This is a genomic window from Promicromonospora sp. NPDC023805 (assembly GCF_040639635.1).
In the GTDB taxonomy this organism is placed as follows: domain Bacteria; phylum Actinomycetota; class Actinomycetes; order Actinomycetales; family Cellulomonadaceae; genus Promicromonospora.
Window position 1 is genome coordinate 37,585 of record NZ_JBFAAH010000016.1, and the last position, 17,561, is coordinate 55,145.

Sequence of the window (17,561 nt, forward strand, 5' to 3'; positions counted from 1 at the left end):
CCTCGCGTGCATACCCACCGCGTCCGTCCTGCTCGTGCGTTCGCCCTGCCCGCCCTCGCCGCCGTCGCGGCGCTCGCCCTCGCCGCCTGCTCGCCCACCGCCTCCGGTGAGACCGCCGCCGAGGGTGCGACGACGCCGTCGTCGGGCGGCTTTCCCGTCACCCTCGACAACTGCGGGTTCGAGACGGTGGTCGACGCGCCGCCGGAGCGCGTGGTGACCATCAAGTCGTCGACCACCGAGATGCTGCTGGCGCTCGGCCTGGGCGACCGGATAGTCGGCTCGGCGTTCCTCGACGGTCCGGTGCCGGACTCGCTGAAGTCGGTGCCCGCCGTCGAGGAGCCGTTCGCGGCAGAGGCGCCCGGCTCCGAGGCCACGCTGGAGCTGGAGCCGGACCTGGTCTACGCCGGCTGGGAGTCCAACCTGACCGCGGAGACGGCGGGCGACCGCGCGACGCTCGCCCAGCTCGGCGTCGCCACGTACGTCTCCCCCGCTGCCTGCAAGGAGGACGGGTACATGCCGGACCCGCTCACCTTCGACACGGTGTTCGACGAGATCACCGAGGTGGGCTCCCTGTTCGACGCGGAGGACGCCGCGACGCAGCTCGTCGAGGAGCAGCGGACGGCGCTCGACGCGATAGTGCCGGACGACCGCGGCCTGACGGCGCTGTGGTGGTCCTCGGGCGACGACACCCCGTACGTGGGCGCCGGCATCGGCGCGCCCCAGATGATCATGGACGCGGCAGGGCTCACCAACGTCTCGTCCGACGTCCACGACACCTGGACCTCGCTCGGCTGGGAGAACGTCGTCGAGGCCGACCCCGATGTCCTGGTCCTCGTTGACGCCGCGTGGAACCCCGCCGACGCGAAGATCGAGACGCTGGAGTCGAACCCGGCGACCCGTGAGATGACGGCGGTCAAGGAGGGGCGCTACGTCGTGGTGCCGTTCCCGGCGACCGAGGCCGGCGTCCGGAACGTCGACGCCGTCGCCTCGGTGGTGGACCAGCTGGCGGACCTCGACCTGTGAAGCAGCTCGCCCTCCCCGCCGCGACGCTGGCGCTCGTCCTGAGCATCGGCGTCGCGGTGACCATCGGCCCGGCCGACCTCGCCCTGTCCGAGGTCGGCCGTTCGGTGGCGACCCACCTCGGGCTGGGCGGCGCGCTCGGCCTGGAGCCGCTCTCGGCCCTGCGCGACGGCATGGTGTGGCAGCTGCGGATGCCCCGCATCCTCACCGCCGCCGCCGTGGGCGCGGGTCTCGCGGTGTGCGGCGCCGTGATGCAGTCGCTCACGCGCAACCCGCTCGCCGACCCCTACCTGCTGGGGCTGTCGTCGGGCGCGTCGCTGGGCGCGGTCCTCGTGCTGCTCGCGGGCGTCCCGCTGCTGCTGCCGGTCGCGGCGTTCGCCGGCGCCGTCGGGGCGCTGGCGCTCGCGCTCGGCCTGGCGGGTGCGCTCGGCACGATCACGCCGACCCGCACCGTGCTGGCGGGGCTCGCGATCAGCCAGCTCTGCGCGGCGGCCGTGTCGTTCGTCATCTTCTGGTCCGCCAAGGGCGACGCGTTCCGCGAGGTCCTGTCCTGGCTCATGGGCTCCGTCGCGTCGGCGACATGGACGTCGGTGGCGATCGCCGGGGGCGCCGTCCTCGTGCTCGGCACGCTGCTGGCGCTGACCGGGTCCGTGCTCGACGCGTTCACCTTCGGGGACACCGCCGCCGCCGCGCTCGGTGTGCCCGTCAACCGCGCGCGCTGGATCCTCCTGATCGGCGTCGCGCTGCTGACCGGGGCGCTCGTGTCGCAGAGCGGGTCCATCGGCTTCGTCGGGCTGATCCTGCCGCATGCGGTGCGGCTGTTCACGGGGGCCCGACACCGCCTGCTGCTGCCGCTGTCCGCGCTGGCAGGGGCGTCGTTCCTGGTCTGGGCCGACACCCTCGCCCGCACCGTCTTCGAACCCCGCGAGCTCCCGGTAGGCATAGTCACGGCGGCGATCGGCGCCCCGATCTTCGCTTTCTTGCTCTGGAAGGGAAACCGGTGAGTGCTGGATATTTGTCGACCCAGACGCCCTCGACAGGGCGAATACCCAACACTCAACGGGGGTTGGCGGCCGGGCGGGTCTCCTGGGACATCAGTGGGCGGCTCGTGCTGGACGACGTCGGGGTGCTCGCCCCCGGCGGTGCCGTCACCGGGCTGCTGGGGCCGAACGGCTCGGGCAAGTCCACGCTGCTGCGGGTTCTCGCCGGGGTGCAGCAGGCGGGGCGCGCCACGTCGCCGTCCGACGCCGGGGCGTCCGCGCCGCCGTCCGGCCCGGGATCGGCGACAGACCCGGCGACGACCTTCGACGGCGCCGATCTGCGCGCGCTACCGCGCCGCGAACGCGCCCGGCTGCTCGCCCTCGTGGAGCAGGACGCCGGCACCGACCTGCCGCTGTCCGTGCTGGACGCCGTGCTCCTGGGCCGCATACCGCACCGCTCCCTGCTCGCTGGCGACTCGGACGCCGACCGCGCCGCCGCGCACACGGCCCTCGCCGCTGCGGGCGCCGCCGAGCTCGGCGACCGTGAGGTCGGCACCCTGTCGGGCGGCGAGCGCCAGCGCGTGCACATGGCCCGTGCCCTGGCGCAGCAGCCGCGGCTGATCCTCCTCGACGAGCCGACCAACCACCTCGACATCGCTGCCCAGCTGCACGCCATGCGGGTGCTGCGCGACCTCGCGGCGGACGGCGTGACCGTCGTCGCAGCCCTGCACGACCTGAACCTCGCCGCCTCGACCTGCGACCACCTGGTCCTGCTGGACCAGGGCCGGGTCGTCGCGGCGGGACCGGTCGACGAGGTGCTCGTGCCCGAGGTGCTGGAGCCGGTGTACGGGGTGCGGGTCGACGTGCTGACGCATCCGCGGACCGGACGGCCGGTGCTCTCCTTCGACCGCGGCTGAGGCCCGGCGGGGTCTGCGGCGGCATGCGGGCAGGGGCCCCATGCTGACGGATCCGCGTACCTGACCCATGATGGGAGCCATGGCCGCACCTGATCTCGTCGTCAAGGCAGGAAAGTTCGTCAACCCGTGGATGCTCCGCATCGCTGGGCAGGTTTCGCCGTGGGTGGTGCTGCACCACGTCGGACGTAAGTCCGGGAAGGAGTACAGCACACCGCTCGTCGCGTTCGCGGCCCGGCCCGAGCAGGAGATCGTCGCGGTGCTGCCGCTGCCGTGGGGCTCCGGCACCGACTGGGCCCGCAACACGATGAGTGCCGGAACCGTGCGGCTGACGCGCACCGGTACGGACTACCTGGTCAAGGACGTCCGGCTCGTGCCGGCGTACGAGGCGGTCGGCTGGCTCGGCTCGGTGCCGTCGAAGCTCCTGTCCGCAGTCGGTATCGAGGACTGCCTCGTGGGGACCCTGCACCCCGCCTGACGTCGCTGCGGCGGTCGCGTGTCATCGACCGCCCCGGCGCGGGAGTATGTTTCGCGTCGTGAACTTGCGCACAGCCAAGCTGTCCGACGCCGCTGCCGTCGCCCGGGTGCACCACACGACCTGGGTCACGACCTACGGGCAGATCCTCCCGCCCGAGTTCTGGGCCACTGCCACGCTCGAGCGGCGCACGACGACGTGGGAGCGGTGGCTGGCGAACGGCGCGGCCCCTGTCCTCGCCGAGGTGGGCGGCGAGGTGGTCGGCATCGCGATGTCCGGCGACGCCGTCGAGCAGGAGGACGTGCTGCCGATGCGTGGCCGGCAGCTGTACCTGCTGTACGTCCTGGCGGCCCACCACGGAACCGGCGTCGGCCAGGCGCTGCTGGACGCCGTCGTGCCGCCCGGGACCGGCGCGCAGCTGTGGGTCGCGGAGGACAACCCGCGCGCCCGGCGCTTCTACGAGCGCAACGGGTTCGTCATGGAGGGTACGCGGGTCGTCGACACGAGCACCGCCGACCTCGCAGAGGTACGGATGGTCAGATAGTCGGGTTACGGTTCGACTCATGTCTGACTTCCACATCCGCGCCTCGATCCCGGACGACGCCGTCGGTATCGCCGCGGTGCACTGGACCACCCGGCGCGCGGTCTTCGGCGAGCTCCTGTCGCCAGAGCACTGGAAAACCGAGACGCTCGGGACCCGCACGGAGGGCTGGATGCGCATCCTCGCCGCCGGCAACAAGGCGCTCGTCGCCGAGGTCGGCGACAAGATCGTCGGCTTCGCGATGAAGAACCCGTCCGGCCCGCACCTCGGCCACCCCCCGGCCCGCGCCATCGAGCTGCACGAGCTGTACGTCGACCCGAACTTCCACGGGACCAACGTCGGTCACGCCCTGCTGGAGAACATCCTCCCGCCCGGCACGTCGGCCCAGCTCTGGACGTACGCGACCAACCCGCGTGCGCGCAAGTTCTTCCAGCGTGCGGGCTTCCTGCCCGACGGCGTCACCGTCACCGACCCGGACACGGACGTGCTCGAGGTGCGCCTGGTCCGTTAGCCGCTGCGCCGGGCGAATCGCCCGCGATACGCGCGAAACAGCTCGATCGGTCGGGCCCCGCGTGCCAGGCTTCCGCAATGACCAGCGCACACAGCATCGAGTTCTTCGATGATCCAGCGGCAGTCCTGGACGTCGCCGGTGACCTGCTGGCGGCCGAGCCCGTCGTCCTGAGCGTCATCGCGTCGGTGACGCACAAGGCCGCGCGGTTGTTCGCATCGGGCTGGCCACGTCCGGCGCATCCGATGTGGTGGGCGGTCGTGCGGGACGCGAGCGGCGTCGTCGTGGGAGTGTCGATGCGGACCATGTCCGAGCCGCCGCACACGGTCTGGGTCCCGGCTCTGCCCGACGACGCCGCACGGCTGCTGGCCCACGCCGCGATGGACCGCACCGCCCGGGCCGGAGAAGCGCCCCTGACCTCGGCAAACGGTTCCGTCCCAGCCGTCAGGGCCTTCACAGAGGAGACGCAGCGCGCGATGGGCGGGACCGTCCACGAGGGCCGGCCGGACCGTCTCTGGGAGGCGACGCGGATCGCCCGGCCCGACCCGGCGCCGTCGGGCAGCGCGCGCCTGGCCACGCTCGACGACCTCGACCTGGTCGCCGGGTGGTTCACGGTGTTCCACAGTGAGGCGGACGTCCAGGCAGGGCGCCCGCCAGCCTCCGAGCCGCTGCGGATCCACGGCGCCTCGGACCTGATCGAGGAGGGCACCATCTGGCTGTGGGACGTCGACGGCGAGGCGGTGCACCTGACGGGCATGCGGCCGCCGGCCTTCGGCGTGGTCCGGATCGGCCCCGTCTACACGCCGGCCGAGCACCGTGGGCGCGGGTACGCGCGGGCGATGGTCGCCGAGATCGCCCAGCGTGCGCTCGAGGCGGGTGACCGGGTCTGCCTCTACACCGACCGGGACAACCCGGTGTCGAACCGGGTGTACGCGGCGATCGGGTTCGAACCGGTGCTGGACCAGGTCAACCTGGTCGTGGTGCCCGAGGCGGCAGCCGTGTCGAGGGAGATCTGATGGGACGCAACGCGATCATCTTCCACGGGACCGGTGCCGAGCCTGGCTGGATCTGGTACCCGTGGCTCGCGGGCCGGCTGCGCGCACGCGGGTACGACGTCGAGACGCCGCACCACCCCGGCACGAACGTCGAACCGATCGGCGAGTTCCTGCCGAGGGTGCTCGCCGCGCACACGTTCTCCGAGGACACCGTTCTGGTGGGGCACTCGGGCGGGGCCGCTCTGCTGCTGGCAGTCCTCGAACACCTGGACGTCACGGTGGCGCAGGCGGTGCTCGTCGCCGGGTACTCGACGCCACCGAACGACAACGCCGAGCCGGTGCTGCAGGACTCGTACGGCTGGGCGGCGATCCGGTCGCACGTCCGTGAGCTGGTGTTCCTCAACTCGGTGGAGGACGAGTTCGGCTGCGACGCCGACCAGGGACGGGCCATGTTCGACAGGCTGGGCGGGACGCTGGTGGTGCGCGACGACGGGCACTTCACGTCGGAGACCTTGGAGATAGTGGACCGGCTGATCGCCTGAGTGCGCGCCGAAGCACGTGGGTCACAATGGGCTCATGGCTACCGAGCTCTGGATCACCGGCGACCCCGACACGGACAGGCTGCTGAGCGACGACCCGTTCGCGCTGCTCACTGGGATGTTGTTGGACCAACAATTTCCGATGGAACACGCGTTCGCCGGCCCCGCCAAGATCCGCAACCGCATGGGCTCGTTCGACGTGCACGCCATCGCAGAGGCCGACCCCGACGAGTTCACCACCATGGCGACCACTCCCCCGGCGATCCACCGGTACGGCCGGTCCATGGCAGGTCGTGTGCAGGAGCTCGCCCGCACGATCGTCGAGGAGTACGACGGCGACGCCGCGAAGATCTGGACCGCGCCCGGCGCCGACGGCGGAGCCCCGACCGGTCGCGAGGTGCTCAAGCGCCTGAACGCCCTGCCCGGCTACGGGGAGCGCAAGGCCAAGATCTTCCTCGCCCTGCTCGGCAAGCAGCGCGACGTCCAGCCAGAGGGCTGGCGCGAGGCGGCGGGCGAGTTCGGCGAAGAGGGCTCCCACCGGTCGATCGCAGACGTGACCAGCGCCGAGGCGCTGCTGGAGGTCCGCGCGTTCAAGAAGGCGCAGAAGGTCGCCGCGAAGAACGCCTGACAGAACCGCACGGGGCGACGGCCCGTCCGGCGCAGCCGACAACGCACCGACGGGGCCGGTCGAAGGCTCAGCGGGAGCGCCCACACGCGCCATCACAGCGCCGTGATGTGACGTGGACGACACCGACCAGGTGTCATGGCGAGACCGCTCCCGGACACCAACCGTTTCGCAGGCCCACAGCAGCCCGCACCCGTCCCACTGCCGCACCCCCGGGAGACGTCCTGTCCACCCATACCGAGCCACGCGACGTCTCCTCCGGTCCGCTCACGCCGGACCAGACCGAGTCGCTGTTCGTCGACCACGCACGCGCGGTGCACAGGTACGCGCGAACCCGACTCGGCGCGTCCGAGGCGGAGGATGTCGTGGCGGAGGTCTTCGCGATCGCCTGGCGCAAGGGCGAGGTTCCCGACGACCCCCGTGCCTGGCTGTTCGCCATAGCCCGGCGGGTGCTGGCCAACCAGGTCCGGGCCGAGCGGCGTCGGACGGCGCTCGCCGAGCGGACGCTGCGGCACCCCAGGGCCCCCGGTCCCGACGACGCCCGCCTGGTGGACGAGCTCGACGTCCTCCACCGCGCCTTGGCGCTCCTGCGCCCGGCCGACCGCGAGGTCGTCGAGCTGCTGGCCGCCGCGGAGCTGAGCACCGCTGAGATCGCCCACGTGCTCGGCTGCACGACGGCGTCCGCCGCCACCCGGGTGCACCGGGCACGACGTCGGCTGCGCGCCGCCTACCGCACAGTGACCGAAGGTCAGGAGACCTGATGAGAAAGACGGAAGACACCCTGACCCGCGCGCGGCGTGCCTTGAGCCAGGTCGACCTGGAGCTGGATCTGACTCGCACGCGTTCGGACGCGCTGGTGCGCGTCCGGTCCCGTCCCGACGCGGAACCGGAGCCCGACGACGCCTCGTCGTCCGGCGTGGAGATCCTCCGGCACGGACAGCAGCCGACGCTCCCCCGCCGTCGTTCCGCGGTGTGGGCGCTGGCGGCCACGGTGGCCCTGCTCGGCGGTGCGGGAATCGGTACGGCCCTGCTGTGGCCCGAACCTGGCGAACTCCTGCCAGGTGCCCCGGCCTCGCTCTCGCCGACACCCGGCCCTGGCCTGCCGACGAGCACCCCGAGCACCGGACCGACCTTCGGTCCTAGCGAGTGCGCGTCGTCAGCACCGACGTCCCGAGCGACGCCCGGGCCGGAAAGACCGGGGCAGCCGTCCGGCGAGACCGTGCCGGTGGACGGCTGCGACGGGTCGCCGTCGCCGTTCCCCTCGTCCGCCCCGGACGAGACCGGCCCGTGAGTCGCAGACAACGGCATCGGCCGGACGGCGGAACAGTCCCGTCGAGCGTCGGCCCTACTAGAGCTGGCCGAGCTTCAGAATGAGCTGGGCCTGACCGAGTGAAAGCTTTACATCGCTTGTCTCTTGCCGACCCTTTCAACCTTCACATGGGTGTCAGTGAGGAGGAGGTCCAGATCGCCGTCGTCCGTGGTCAGTACGACGACCGGTCCATGAAGGGCTAGCGCCGTTGCCGCGACCACGGCATCGACGGTCATGTCGCGAGCCTTCCGACGCGATGAAGCTGCACCTGCACGCAAACGACCCGCGCTGTAGCCGATCTCCGCGGTGACTTCCTCCACTCGCAAGGCCTTAGCAGCACGGCGGACCCGAGCGTCGCGCGCGGTGCCGTCGGTGACCTCTGCGAGCGTCACAGCTGACGTGTGCAGCGTCGAGTCCGTGCGACGTGCGACGGTTGCCCAGGCTTGCATCTGCCGCCCGTCGTCGGCCAGGGCGGAGAGCGCTTCGGAGTCAAGCAAGATCGAGTGCGGGCCAACGATCACCGCGCGAGCCTGGCCATGATCACCGCGACCTCGTCCTCATCGACCGCACCGTGCTCAGCCTCCATGCTCTGCAGCACGTCGTCGAGAGCGTCCCGCTCAAGCTGACGGGCGACCGCTCCGGCAACGTATGCGGAAAAGCCACGGGACCCCGCACGGGCGCGGACGCCCTCCGAGGTGGTCACAGGCATGGAGACAGAGTGCTTCTCGATACCAGCTGCAGCAGACATGCTCTTATCCTACTTGAAGTAGGATAGTCTCGCCAGAGTGATGCTGGCCGTCACCGTCTGCGATAGGCAGTGGCCAGCACCGACACCGTGACCTGCTCGGGCAGCTCGCCGTCGTCGGCCAGCTCCTCCTCCGTGACGTGGCGCGCGCTCGGCGTCATCAGCACCAGATCGACCGCTTCCTGCCGGGTCAATGGCGTCGCGTACTCGACCTCCACCGTGCGCGCGGGCTCGAAGTGCGGGTCCAGGGCCTGGTGCAGGCGCCGCTCCTTGTCCGGGTCCACGGTCACCATCTGCGTGACCTGGCTGCGCAGCTCGGCCAGGTGCCCGCCGAAGGGCCGCACCACGACGAGGACGCCGCCTGGGCGCAGCACCCGGTGGAACTCGGCCGGGTTGCGCGGCGCGAACACGTCGAGCACCACGTCGACCTGCTCGGACGCGATCGGGAACGGCCGGAAGACGTCCCACGTCGCCGCCGCGGCCCGCTCGTGCGCCTTGGCCGCCACGCGCAGCGCGTGGGCCGAGGTGTCCAGGCCCAGGCCGACGGCGTCGGGCAGCGCGTCGAGCACTCCCGCGAGGTAGTAGCCGGTGCCGCAGCCGACGTCGACCACCGTGGCCGGCCGCCCCCGGCGTCCCGGGCGACCGGAGAGATCCGCCTCGGCGGCGAGTTCCGCGACCGCGTCGCGGACCGGCGCATACAGCCCGGCCGCCAGGAAGTCCCGCCGGGCGCGCGCCATCGGCCCGTCGTCCCCGCTGGTCGCACGTGCGCCGGTCAGCAGACCGACGTACCCGTGCCGGGCGAGGTCGAAGCTGTGGCGCCGCGGGCAGCGCAGCGCCCCGTCGGCGGGCGACAGCTCGGCTCCGCAGGACGGACAGCGCAGCAGCGGCAGGATCGGTTCGAGGGCGGCGGGAAGGGGAACGGACACGAGCACACTCCTGGCAGCGATCTGGCAGTGATGTCGGGGCGGACCGGGGTCAGACCCGGCCCTCGGGAACGGGGTTCGCCGCCCGTCCCTCCGTCGACAGGAGCAGCACCACGGCGTCGGACCGCAGGCCGATGGCCTCGCGCCAGCCGGACCGGCCGAGCACCAGGCGAGCCGCCGCGAGGGTCGCCGCGCCGCAGGGTCCCGAGTCGACGCCGAGGCGCGCCAGGTCGTCGACGGCGGCGGCCGCCTGGTCGTCGGAGACGGTGACCGCGCCGTCCAGTCCGTCCCGCAGCACCGGCCACGCGAGCGCCGAGACGGTGCCGCAGTTGAGGCCGGTCATGATCGTCTCGCCGGGCGGGGCCGTGACCGGCTTGCCCTTGCGCAGAGACGCGACCAGCCCGGCGGCCCGGTCGGGCTCGACCGCGAGCAGCGTGCCGCCGTCGGCCCCTGACCTGCGGTAGTGGCTCACCACCGCCTGGGCGAACGAGCCGACTCCTACCGGCACGACCACCAGGTCGGGCCCGGTGACGCCGAGGGCGGCGAGCTGGTCGTCGGTCTCGAGGCACAGCGTGGAGTAGCCGTCGACTATCCACTGCGGGACTGTCGTGTATCCGGGCCAGGAGGTGTCCTGCACCAGCACCGCGTCGGGGTCCGCGTCCGCATCGGCGGCCGCGCGAGCCACCACGTCGTCGTACGTTCCGTCCACCTCGACCGCCTGTGCACCCTCCGCACCTATCGCCTTCTTGGCGGCCTCCGTGATGCCCGGCGGGTAATAGATGGTCGCTGCGGCACCGACCAGGGCCGCCACGTGCGCGACGGCGCGGCCGTGGTTGCCGTCCGTCGCCGCGTACAGCCGGACGGCGCTGCCTCGGACGGCGGAACGCACCGCGTCCAGGGTGGCCACGGGCAGCCCGAACCGCTCGGCCAGGGCGCACGCCGTCGCGTAGGAGGCGCCGAGCACCTTGAACGACGGCAGCCCGAGCCGGCTCGACTCCTCCTTGACCAGCACCCGTCCGACACCGAGCTCCTTCGCGAGCGCTGGCACGTCCCGCAACGGTGTCGGCTGGTATCCGGGCAGGGTGCGGTGAAAGTCGATGGCGGGCATGTGCTCGATTGTCCCCGACGCCCCCACCGGAGGCCGACCGGTCAGAGCAGGCCGACCGCCGCGAGCACCGTCGCCACGACGCCCGCGAACGTGCGAACGTGGTTCCAGGTGGTCCACAGCCGCCAGTAGGCGCGCCAGCCCGCAGCCTTGTCGTGGTCGGCGAGGAGCCGGTTGTTGAGGGGCACGTTCAGGGCCATGGTGACGCCGAAGGTGCCCACCAGGTAGACGGCGGCGCCCGCGAGGACCCACGCGCCGCCGTCGCGCCCCTCGACGAGGCCCCAGATGCCGGTGCCCGCCGGGACGAGGAGCGCGCCGAAGAAGACGCTCATGAACGCGGGCAGGAGTGCCGTCTCGTTGATTCCGCTCATGCCGGCTCCGGCGGCCTCGTCCGAGGCGCGGGCGAGGCCGCTCATGATGAACGACGAGAACCCGTAGAACACGCCCGCCGAGAGCCCCAGCAGCACCACCGAAGCCACGGCGAAGATCGTCCATACCATCAAGTGCCTCCCGGGCAGCGCACCAGTGCGGTGAAGGCAGCAACTCTCGCACGAGGGGCCTGCATCTTCCAGGTGTTACGCACGGACATCAGTGATGCGCTCCTGTCCGGGTACACCGCCCCGTGCTGCACTCTGAGAGAGTGTTTGTGAACTTCGCAGGTGTCCTCGCTCGGGTCGATGTCAGTGGTGCCGCGTAGCGTTCGGGTCATGGCTCGGCACACCACTTTCCGGTTCGCTCTCGACCCGTCGGTCGAGCAGTCGGTGGTGCTCGCGCGGCACGTGGGCGCGGCGAGGTTTGCATACAACCAGTGCCTGCGCCTGCACCTGGACGCCCGCGAACGCCACCGCGCGCTCAGTGGTCGCGGTGCTGGCACGGACGCCGTGGACCAGGCCCGGGACGCGGTGCCGTGGTCGCGGTTCGGCCTGATCAACGCGCTCAACGAGTGGAAGAGGTCGGAGGCGGCCGGACGGCGGTTCCTCGTCACCGGTGAGGGTGTCGCCGAGGAGGTGACCGGGCTGGTCTGGCGGGGCGAGGTATCGGCGGAGGTACTCGAGGAAGGCGCCGTCGACGTCGGTCGTGGCCTGGCCGCGTGGACCGCCTCCCGGTCCGGGAAACGCAAGGGCCGCCCGATCAAGCACCCCCGGTTCAAGAAGAAGTCCCGCACGGGCGGGTCGTTCCGGATGCGGAACAAGACCAAGGGCACCCGGTCCTCGATCCGTGTCGGGACCGAGGCACGTCCACGGTCGGTGACCCTGCCGAAAATCGGCAGCATCGGGGTCCGGGAGGACACACGCCGCCTGCGCCGCATGATCGCTATGGGGCGGGCTCGGATCCTGCAGGCCACCGTCACCCGCGGCGTGCACCGCTGGTGGATCTCGATCACGGTAGAGGCTGCCGACCTGCATCCCGCCGTCCAGCACGCGCCTCACGCGGCCGACGACAAGACCGGGTGGGTCGGTGTGGACCGGGGTCTGCGTGCTCTGGTCGTGGCCGGTACCCGGGACGGGACCGAGACGCTGCGCGTCCAGGCGCCGAGGACGCTGGCCATGAGGCTGCGCCGGCAGCGTCGTCTGGCCCGTGCCGTCTCGCGCAAGCAGCGCGGGTCCGCGAACCGCCGCAAGGCTTCCGCGCGTCTGGCGCGGCATCACGTCCGGGTGCGGGACACCCGGCAGCACTTCCTGCACCAGGTCTCCCACCAGCTCGTCCAGACCCACGACAAGCTGGTCCTGGAAGACCTGAACATCACCGGCATCATGGCCAACCACCGGCTCGCCCGAGCCGTCAGTGACGCGGCGTGGGGTGAGCTGGAACGGCAGATCACCTACAAACAGGCCTGGCACGGCGGACAGGTCGTGGTCGCGGACCGGTGGTTTCCGTCGTCCAAGACCTGCTCGTCCTGCGGCAGCCTGCGCAAGGACCTCACGCTCAAGGACCGCACGTTCGAGTGCCGCGAGTGTGGTCACGTCATAGACCGGGATCTGAATGCCGCCGTCAACCTCGCCGCCTGGGCCGAGGACCACACCCCCACCGTCACAGACGGCGGGGGTAGTGGTGGAGTCCGGATCGGGGACCGTCAAGCAGCCGGCCCCGTGAACAACGCCTGCCGACGGGACGGCTCTGGCCCACACACCCGTGTGGGTGAAACCAGCCCGGACGACGCAGGAACCCCCGTTCAGGCCGCACCAGCGGCCTGAACGGGTGGGCGCCCGAGAAGGGCGGTGCCCGTGAACACCAGTTCACAGACACGCTGTGATAACAGATCGGGCACACCGGACACTTTCGAGCCCCGGAGTGTCGGTGTGCCGTGGAACACTTCGAGTCATGCTCGAACTTGCCACCGGAACCGGACTCGCCCTGTCGGCGGGCCTCAACGCATGGATCCCCCTCATCTTCCTCGGCGTGCTCTCACGCTTCACGGACCTCGTGACGCTGCCGGGCAGCTGGGCGTGGCTGGAGAACGGCTGGGTCCTGGCGATCCTGACCGTCCTCCTGGTGCTGGAGTTCGTCGCGGACAAGATCCCCGTGCTGGACTCCATCAACGACGTGGTGCAGACGGTCATCAGGCCCACCGCCGGTGGTATCGCCTTCGGTGCCGGCTCCATGTCGGAGACGGCGACGGTCACGGACCCGAGCACGTTCGTGCAGTCGGGCCAGTGGATCCCGATCGTCTCGGGCATCGTCCTGGCACTCGGCACGCATGCCGCGAAGGCTGGTGGCCGGGTCGTGGCCAACACCGTCTCCGGTGGCACCGCGGCGCCGGTGGTCAGCGCCGCGGAGGACGTGACGAGCATCGGCCTCGGCTTCCTGTCCGTGCTCGCCCCGCTCGCGATCATCCCCGTGATGATCCTGTTCGTGATCGGTGCGATCCTGCTGATCCGAAGCCTGGTGAAGCATCGACGGGCCCGGGCGGCCGGCCACGGTGGCGACGATGCCTACTACGTCTGACATCCGCGAGATCCAGCGCGCCCGGCTCACCTCGGTGGGCCTGGGCGTGCTGCGGCCGCCCGACGACGGAGGCGGCGTCCCCGGCGTCGTCGCCCGGCTGGGCGCCGTCCAGTCGCAGGAGCTGCACTCCTCCGCGTGGGGCGTGGCGCAGCGGCTGGCGCAACCGGCAACGCTCGCCGGGGTGCAGGCCGCGCTGGCCGACGGATCGATACTGCGCACGCACATCCTGCGCCCCACCTGGCACTACGTCACCCCCGGCGACCTCGCACCCCTGATGACCGTCACGGCGCCCCGGGTGCGCCGGGCGATGCTGTCGGCGGAGCGACCGCGCGACTTCGACCACTCGCTGCTCCCCCGCCGCCACGCGGTGGTCGCCGACACCCTGGCGGACGGCCCGCTGACCCGCAAGGAGATCGGCGTGGTGCTCGCCGAGGCAGAGGGCGCGCCGGTGGACAGCTGGCACCTGGGACAGATCATGATGCACGCCGAGCTCGACCTGCTCGTCGCGAGCGGCCCCATGCGGGGCAAGCAGGCCACCTACCGGCTGCTCCCGGAGCAGAAGGTCTGGGACGAGGACGAGGCGCGCATCCACCTGGTGCGCGCGTACGTGCGCGGGCACGGCCCGTGCCGCGCGGAGGACGCCGCATGGTGGGCCACTCTCGCCAAGACCGCGGCTCGCGCGGCGGTGGCCGACGCCGGGCTGACACGCCACGAGCTGGCCGGCCTGACCCTCTGGACCGACGGCGACCTGCCGGAACCCGCTCCGGAGGGCACGGTCCGCCTGCTGTCCGTGTTCGACGAGCTGTTCTGCCACGACTTCAAGGGCTGGCCCCCGCTGACCCGGGAAGAGATGCCGAGCCGCTGGCTGTACATGGGGCTCGTGACGGTGGACGGGATGATCGCCGGCGGCTGGTCACGGGTCCTCAAGGCGCAGAGCGTGGAGATCACGGTCGAGCTCACCGACGAGCCGACCCCCAGGATCTGGGCCGCGATCGAGGCCGAGGCGGCGCGGTACGGGGAGTTCTGCGGACTCGAGCCGACCCTGGCCCGTGGCGCGGTGGGCAAGGGCACCATCGGCTGACGGGTAGCGCGGGAGGCGGCGTAGTCGGCAGACTCCGCGTATGACTCGCATCGCCGTCGAAGGTCAGGCCACCCGTACCCATCCCGCGGAGCGGGGCACCGTCAACCTGCACGTCGCGTTCTCGGGCACCCTCCGGAACGACGTGGTGGACCAGGTGGCCAGGACCCACACCATCCTCGTGGACCAGGTCAAGGCGCACGTCTCGACGGGCGCCGCCGAGCGGTGGGACGCGGACTCGGTGCACTCGTACGTCTACGACGACCGGGTCAAGAACTCCCAGACGGGCGGCAAGCAGCGGATCCGCCGGTTCCGCGCCTCGGCACGGCTGTCGGTCACGTTCCGCGACTTCGAGGTGCTGTCGACCTGGCTCGCCGACGTCATGGACGTCGAAGGCGTGGAGGTCGACCGGATCACCTGGAACCTGACCGACGAGACCCGCAAGGCGCTCCTTGCCGAGGCCCGCATCGAGGCCGCCGAGGAGACCGCGGTGCGCGCGCAGTCGTACGCGGACGCCCTGGGCCTCGGCCCGGTCGCGCCCGTCGCGATCTTCGAGGCGGGCCTGCGCGGCGGCGGCAACGGCGGCGGCGGGCACGTCCCGATGTACGCGATGCGCGCAGGGATGATGTCCGACGGCGACGGCGGCGCGCAGGTCGAGCTCCAGCCCCGGGACATCGACGTCGACGTGACGCTGTCCGCCGACTACGAGGCGGGCGCGCCCGCCGAGGGCTGAGGCAGCACGCCTGCTGCGCGCAGGCGGTTCACGACCAGGTCGTGGGGCACGGCGGTCGCCGTACCGCGGTGCCCCACGGTCGTGGTGGCCGTCAGCAGCGAGTTCAGCAGGGCCTCCTCCACCGCGTCCATGGTCGCGGCGAAGAAAGGGTCCAGGTCGCGTTCGGCCACGCTGCCTTCGGCCGCGTCCACCGCGCTGCCCGACGACGAGACACCCGGCGGCGTGCTGAACGCCAGCGCGTAGTCGCCGCTGCCACTCGCGAAGTCCGAGCCCACGCGCGCCATCGCGAACACCGCCCGGCGTGCCACCCGGCCGAGCTGCCGGGCGTCCAGCGGCGCGTCCGTGGCGACGACGATCATGCACGAGTTGCCCTCGGGCTCGTCAGCGGACGGCGGCACCCGCGCGCCGTCGGCCGGGATCGGGACGCCACGGACGGTGAGCGTGCCCGAGAAGTTGGACTGCACCAGGGCGCCCACGGTCCAGCCGCCAACCAGCCGCGAGGAGGTGCCGATCCCGCCCTTGAACCCGAGCGCCATGGTCCCCGTTCCAGCGCCGACGCAACCCTCGTCGGGCGCGCCGGCCGTCGCGCCATCGAGGGCAGCGAGCACGCGCGCCTCCGTGAGGGGCCGGACGCGGATATCGCTGAGGCGGCCGTCGTTGGTCTCGCCGACCACGGGGTTGAGGGTGCGGGTCTCCTCGTGGCCCGGGCTCGCGAGCACGTACGTGACCAGGGCGTCTGCCGCCCGGAACGCGCTGAGGGTGGCGGTCAGCAGGATCGGCGTCTCGATCGCGCCGAGCTCCGCGACCTGTGTGGCGCCGACCAGCTTGCCGAACCCGTTGCCGACGAACAGCCCGCACGGCAGGGTGCGCCGGTCCGGGCCGAGGGCGTCGGGGACGATCGCGGTGACCCCGGTGTGGAGGCGCGGCGCGTCGACGATCGTCGTGTGCCCGACGCGCACGCCGGGCACGTCGGTGATCGCGTTCAGGGTGCCGGTCGCCAGCGGGCCGACGACGATGCCGAGGTCGCGTGCCCGGCGCGGGCGCTGTCCGTTGTCGCTCATGCCCCCAGCATCGCTGATCGGACCGACGCCCAGCGCCAGGTCGACGGCCACTTCGGCAGAATGAGACCGTGCGCCTTGATCTCGACGCCTGCCGGTCCCGGTTCGCCGCGGCCCGGCACGCGTACCTCGCCACCGCCGACACCGACGGTGCGCCGCACCTTGTGCCAGTGACGTTCGCCCTGCTCAGCCTGGCGAACCGCACCACGGACGATGCGCCGTCCGACGCCGGAGCGGACGCACCGACGGGTGACGAGCTCGTGGTCGCCATCGACCACAAGCCAAAGACCACGCGCGACCTGAAGCGCCTGCGGAACCTCGCCGCGAACCCGCGGGTCGCGCTCCTCGTGGACCGGTACGACGACGACTGGGCGCAGCTGTGGTGGGTGCGGGCCGACGGCACCGCGACCGTCGAGCACGAGGGCGAGCCCCGCGCGGCGGCGCTGGACGCGCTCGCCGCGCGGTACTCGCAGTACCGCGAGCACAGGCCGGACGGCCCGCTGATCAGGGTGCGGGTGACCCACTGGTCCGGCTGGGCGCCCGGCTAACCGGCCCGCCCCCCTCACCGGTCCCTTCCCCTCCTTCGAGGTCAAGGTTGCTCCGCTCTGAAGCGTTTCAGAGCGGAGCAACCTTGACCTCAAAGGGGGGTGGGAAAGGGCTAGTCCGTCACACCCAGTGGACGAGCTGCCACACGATCCCGTTGGGGTCGGCGAACTGGCAGTAGCGCTCGCCCCAGGGTTCGGTCTCGGGCGGCGTGACGACCTCCGCCCCGGCGGCGGAGATGCGGGCGAACTCGGTGTCGACGTCCTCCACGACGAACGCGACGAGCAGGCCCTGGCCGGCCGGCCCGGCGATGCGTTCGGGCTTGAAGGTGCCCAGGCCGACCCGCAGGAACACGATGTTGACGCCGGCCGTGGGGTGCGTGAGCGCCACGAACCCGTCCGCCGACATCGTCTCGGTAAAGCCGAGGTGCTGCTTGGCGAACTCTGCCGAAGCGGCGACGTCGGGCACGTTGAGGGACAGGGCGGTCTCGGTGATCTTCAAGCGGACTCCTCCGTCGGGGTTAA

The 17,561-nt window shown here is 71.8% G+C and carries 23 protein-coding genes; 16 read left to right on the forward strand and 7 right to left on the reverse strand.

Annotated features, from left to right (window positions below):
* The first annotated feature begins 6 nt into the window (after window positions 1-6).
* From AB0F70_RS16615 to AB0F70_RS16665, 11 genes are all read left to right on the forward strand, one after another.
* On the forward strand, window positions 7-1,023 hold the full coding sequence (locus AB0F70_RS16615; RefSeq protein ID WP_357450174.1) for a putative F420-0 ABC transporter substrate-binding protein: 1,017 nt from the start codon (window positions 7-9) through the stop codon (window positions 1,021-1,023).
* Window positions 1,020-2,024 (forward strand): putative F420-0 ABC transporter permease subunit, encoded by a 1,005-nt coding sequence (locus AB0F70_RS16620; protein WP_357450177.1) that lies wholly within the window; start codon window positions 1,020-1,022, stop codon window positions 2,022-2,024. The genes AB0F70_RS16615 and AB0F70_RS16620 overlap by 4 nt, the downstream gene beginning before the upstream one ends.
* A 62-nt stretch (window positions 2,025-2,086) precedes the next feature.
* A complete protein-coding gene (locus AB0F70_RS16625) occupies window positions 2,087-2,917 on the forward strand; it encodes an ATP-binding cassette domain-containing protein (RefSeq protein ID WP_357450180.1) in 831 nt (276 codons plus the stop codon).
* A gap of 79 nt (window positions 2,918-2,996) precedes the next feature.
* Entirely contained in the window at window positions 2,997-3,392 is a 396-nt protein-coding gene (locus AB0F70_RS16630; protein WP_357450183.1) for a nitroreductase family deazaflavin-dependent oxidoreductase, read from the forward strand.
* A 58-nt stretch (window positions 3,393-3,450) separates the two neighbouring features.
* The gene (locus AB0F70_RS16635; protein ID WP_357450186.1) at window positions 3,451-3,933 is read left to right on the forward strand and encodes a GNAT family N-acetyltransferase; all 483 of its coding nucleotides are present in this window, start codon (window positions 3,451-3,453) and stop codon (window positions 3,931-3,933) included.
* 19 nt (window positions 3,934-3,952) lie between these two features.
* The gene (locus tag AB0F70_RS16640; RefSeq protein WP_357450189.1) at window positions 3,953-4,441 is read left to right on the forward strand and encodes a GNAT family N-acetyltransferase; all 489 of its coding nucleotides are present in this window, start codon (window positions 3,953-3,955) and stop codon (window positions 4,439-4,441) included.
* A 77-nt stretch (window positions 4,442-4,518) separates the two neighbouring features.
* Entirely contained in the window at window positions 4,519-5,454 is a 936-nt protein-coding gene (locus tag AB0F70_RS16645; protein ID WP_357450192.1) for a GNAT family N-acetyltransferase, read from the forward strand.
* A complete protein-coding gene (locus AB0F70_RS16650; protein WP_357450195.1) occupies window positions 5,454-5,975 on the forward strand; it encodes an alpha/beta fold hydrolase in 522 nt (173 codons plus the stop codon). The genes AB0F70_RS16645 and AB0F70_RS16650 overlap by 1 nt, the downstream gene beginning before the upstream one ends.
* Before the next feature lie 34 nt (window positions 5,976-6,009).
* Complete coding sequence (locus AB0F70_RS16655; RefSeq protein ID WP_357450198.1) at window positions 6,010-6,600, forward strand: HhH-GPD-type base excision DNA repair protein; 591 nt, start codon at window positions 6,010-6,012, stop codon at window positions 6,598-6,600.
* 311 nt (window positions 6,601-6,911) lie between these two features.
* On the forward strand, window positions 6,912-7,358 hold the full coding sequence (locus AB0F70_RS16660; protein ID WP_357450440.1) for an RNA polymerase sigma factor: 447 nt from the start codon (window positions 6,912-6,914) through the stop codon (window positions 7,356-7,358).
* On the forward strand, window positions 7,358-7,888 hold the full coding sequence (locus AB0F70_RS16665) for a hypothetical protein (RefSeq protein ID WP_357450200.1): 531 nt from the start codon (window positions 7,358-7,360) through the stop codon (window positions 7,886-7,888). Before AB0F70_RS16660 ends, AB0F70_RS16665 begins: the two co-directional genes overlap by 1 nt.
* Before the next feature lie 107 nt (window positions 7,889-7,995).
* Here AB0F70_RS16665 and AB0F70_RS16670 read toward each other — a convergent pair whose 3' ends face one another.
* The 5 genes from AB0F70_RS16670 to AB0F70_RS16690 are packed head-to-tail and all read right to left on the reverse strand — an operon-like array spanning window position 7,996 to window position 11,179.
* Complete coding sequence (locus AB0F70_RS16670; protein WP_357450204.1) at window positions 7,996-8,427, reverse strand: PIN domain-containing protein; 432 nt, start codon at window positions 8,425-8,427, stop codon at window positions 7,996-7,998.
* Window positions 8,424-8,654, reverse strand: a complete 231-nt coding sequence (locus AB0F70_RS16675) for a CopG family transcriptional regulator (protein WP_357450207.1) — start codon at window positions 8,652-8,654, stop codon at window positions 8,424-8,426. Before AB0F70_RS16675 ends, AB0F70_RS16670 begins: the two co-directional genes overlap by 4 nt.
* 50 nt (window positions 8,655-8,704) lie before the next feature.
* Complete coding sequence (locus AB0F70_RS16680) at window positions 8,705-9,577, reverse strand: methyltransferase domain-containing protein (RefSeq protein WP_357450210.1); 873 nt, start codon at window positions 9,575-9,577, stop codon at window positions 8,705-8,707.
* A gap of 49 nt (window positions 9,578-9,626) precedes the next feature.
* Entirely contained in the window at window positions 9,627-10,682 is a 1,056-nt protein-coding gene (locus AB0F70_RS16685) for a diaminopropionate ammonia-lyase (protein WP_357450213.1), read from the reverse strand.
* Window positions 10,683-10,723: 41 nt separating this feature from the next.
* Window positions 10,724-11,179 carry an anthrone oxygenase family protein gene (locus AB0F70_RS16690; RefSeq protein WP_357450217.1) on the reverse strand — a complete coding sequence of 152 codons (456 nt, stop codon included), beginning with the start codon at window positions 11,177-11,179 and terminating at the stop codon, window positions 10,724-10,726.
* Between the two features lie 207 nt (window positions 11,180-11,386).
* Between AB0F70_RS16690 and AB0F70_RS16695 the strand changes: the two genes are divergently transcribed.
* The 4 genes from AB0F70_RS16695 to AB0F70_RS16710 all read left to right on the forward strand — a co-directional run bounded on the left by AB0F70_RS16695 (window position 11,387) and on the right by AB0F70_RS16710 (window position 15,436).
* Window positions 11,387-12,874, forward strand: a complete 1,488-nt coding sequence (locus AB0F70_RS16695; protein WP_357450220.1) for an RNA-guided endonuclease TnpB family protein — start codon at window positions 11,387-11,389, stop codon at window positions 12,872-12,874.
* A 127-nt stretch (window positions 12,875-13,001) separates the two neighbouring features.
* Window positions 13,002-13,625, forward strand: a complete 624-nt coding sequence (locus tag AB0F70_RS16700) for a DUF4126 domain-containing protein (RefSeq protein ID WP_357450223.1) — start codon at window positions 13,002-13,004, stop codon at window positions 13,623-13,625.
* Window positions 13,609-14,706, forward strand: a complete 1,098-nt coding sequence (locus AB0F70_RS16705; RefSeq protein ID WP_357450226.1) for a winged helix DNA-binding domain-containing protein — start codon at window positions 13,609-13,611, stop codon at window positions 14,704-14,706. The genes AB0F70_RS16700 and AB0F70_RS16705 overlap by 17 nt, the downstream gene beginning before the upstream one ends.
* 40 nt (window positions 14,707-14,746) lie before the next feature.
* The gene (locus AB0F70_RS16710; protein WP_357450229.1) at window positions 14,747-15,436 is read left to right on the forward strand and encodes an SIMPL domain-containing protein; all 690 of its coding nucleotides are present in this window, start codon (window positions 14,747-14,749) and stop codon (window positions 15,434-15,436) included.
* Here AB0F70_RS16710 and AB0F70_RS16715 read toward each other — a convergent pair.
* The gene (locus AB0F70_RS16715; RefSeq protein WP_357450232.1) at window positions 15,406-16,497 is read right to left on the reverse strand and encodes a P1 family peptidase; all 1,092 of its coding nucleotides are present in this window, start codon (window positions 16,495-16,497) and stop codon (window positions 15,406-15,408) included. The genes AB0F70_RS16710 and AB0F70_RS16715 overlap by 31 nt on opposite strands.
* Before the next feature lie 68 nt (window positions 16,498-16,565).
* On the opposite strand from AB0F70_RS16715, the gene AB0F70_RS16720 reads away from it, so the two are divergent.
* Window positions 16,566-17,042: a TIGR03668 family PPOX class F420-dependent oxidoreductase gene (locus tag AB0F70_RS16720; RefSeq protein ID WP_357450235.1), complete on the forward strand. Its 477-nt coding sequence runs from the start codon at window positions 16,566-16,568 to the stop codon at window positions 17,040-17,042.
* 118 nt (window positions 17,043-17,160) lie between these two features.
* Here AB0F70_RS16720 and AB0F70_RS16725 read toward each other — a convergent pair whose 3' ends face one another.
* The gene (locus tag AB0F70_RS16725; RefSeq protein WP_357450238.1) at window positions 17,161-17,538 is read right to left on the reverse strand and encodes a VOC family protein; all 378 of its coding nucleotides are present in this window, start codon (window positions 17,536-17,538) and stop codon (window positions 17,161-17,163) included.
* Window positions 17,539-17,561 lie beyond the last annotated feature (23 nt).

Coding starts and splice junctions, on each gene's coding strand:
- AB0F70_RS16630 (WP_357450183.1), top strand. CDS start 2,997: ATGGCCGCACCTGATCTCGTCGTCAAGGCAGGAAAGTTCGTCAACCCG.
- AB0F70_RS16640 (WP_357450189.1), top strand. CDS start 3,953: ATGTCTGACTTCCACATCCGCGCCTCGATCCCGGACGACGCCGTCGGT.
- AB0F70_RS16645 (WP_357450192.1), top strand. CDS start 4,519: ATGACCAGCGCACACAGCATCGAGTTCTTCGATGATCCAGCGGCAGTC.
- AB0F70_RS16650 (WP_357450195.1), top strand. CDS start 5,454: ATGGGACGCAACGCGATCATCTTCCACGGGACCGGTGCCGAGCCTGGC.
- AB0F70_RS16655 (WP_357450198.1), top strand. CDS start 6,010: ATGGCTACCGAGCTCTGGATCACCGGCGACCCCGACACGGACAGGCTG.
- AB0F70_RS16665 (WP_357450200.1), top strand. CDS start 7,358: ATGAGAAAGACGGAAGACACCCTGACCCGCGCGCGGCGTGCCTTGAGC.
- AB0F70_RS16675 (WP_357450207.1), bottom strand. CDS start 8,654: ATGTCTGCTGCAGCTGGTATCGAGAAGCACTCTGTCTCCATGCCTGTG.
- AB0F70_RS16685 (WP_357450213.1), bottom strand. CDS start 10,682: ATGCCCGCCATCGACTTTCACCGCACCCTGCCCGGATACCAGCCGACA.
- AB0F70_RS16690 (WP_357450217.1), bottom strand. CDS start 11,179: ATGGTATGGACGATCTTCGCCGTGGCTTCGGTGGTGCTGCTGGGGCTC.
- AB0F70_RS16695 (WP_357450220.1), top strand. CDS start 11,387: ATGGCTCGGCACACCACTTTCCGGTTCGCTCTCGACCCGTCGGTCGAG.
- AB0F70_RS16700 (WP_357450223.1), top strand. CDS start 13,002: ATGCTCGAACTTGCCACCGGAACCGGACTCGCCCTGTCGGCGGGCCTC.
- AB0F70_RS16705 (WP_357450226.1), top strand. CDS start 13,609: ATGCCTACTACGTCTGACATCCGCGAGATCCAGCGCGCCCGGCTCACC.
- AB0F70_RS16710 (WP_357450229.1), top strand. CDS start 14,747: ATGACTCGCATCGCCGTCGAAGGTCAGGCCACCCGTACCCATCCCGCG.
- AB0F70_RS16715 (WP_357450232.1), bottom strand. CDS start 16,497: ATGAGCGACAACGGACAGCGCCCGCGCCGGGCACGCGACCTCGGCATC.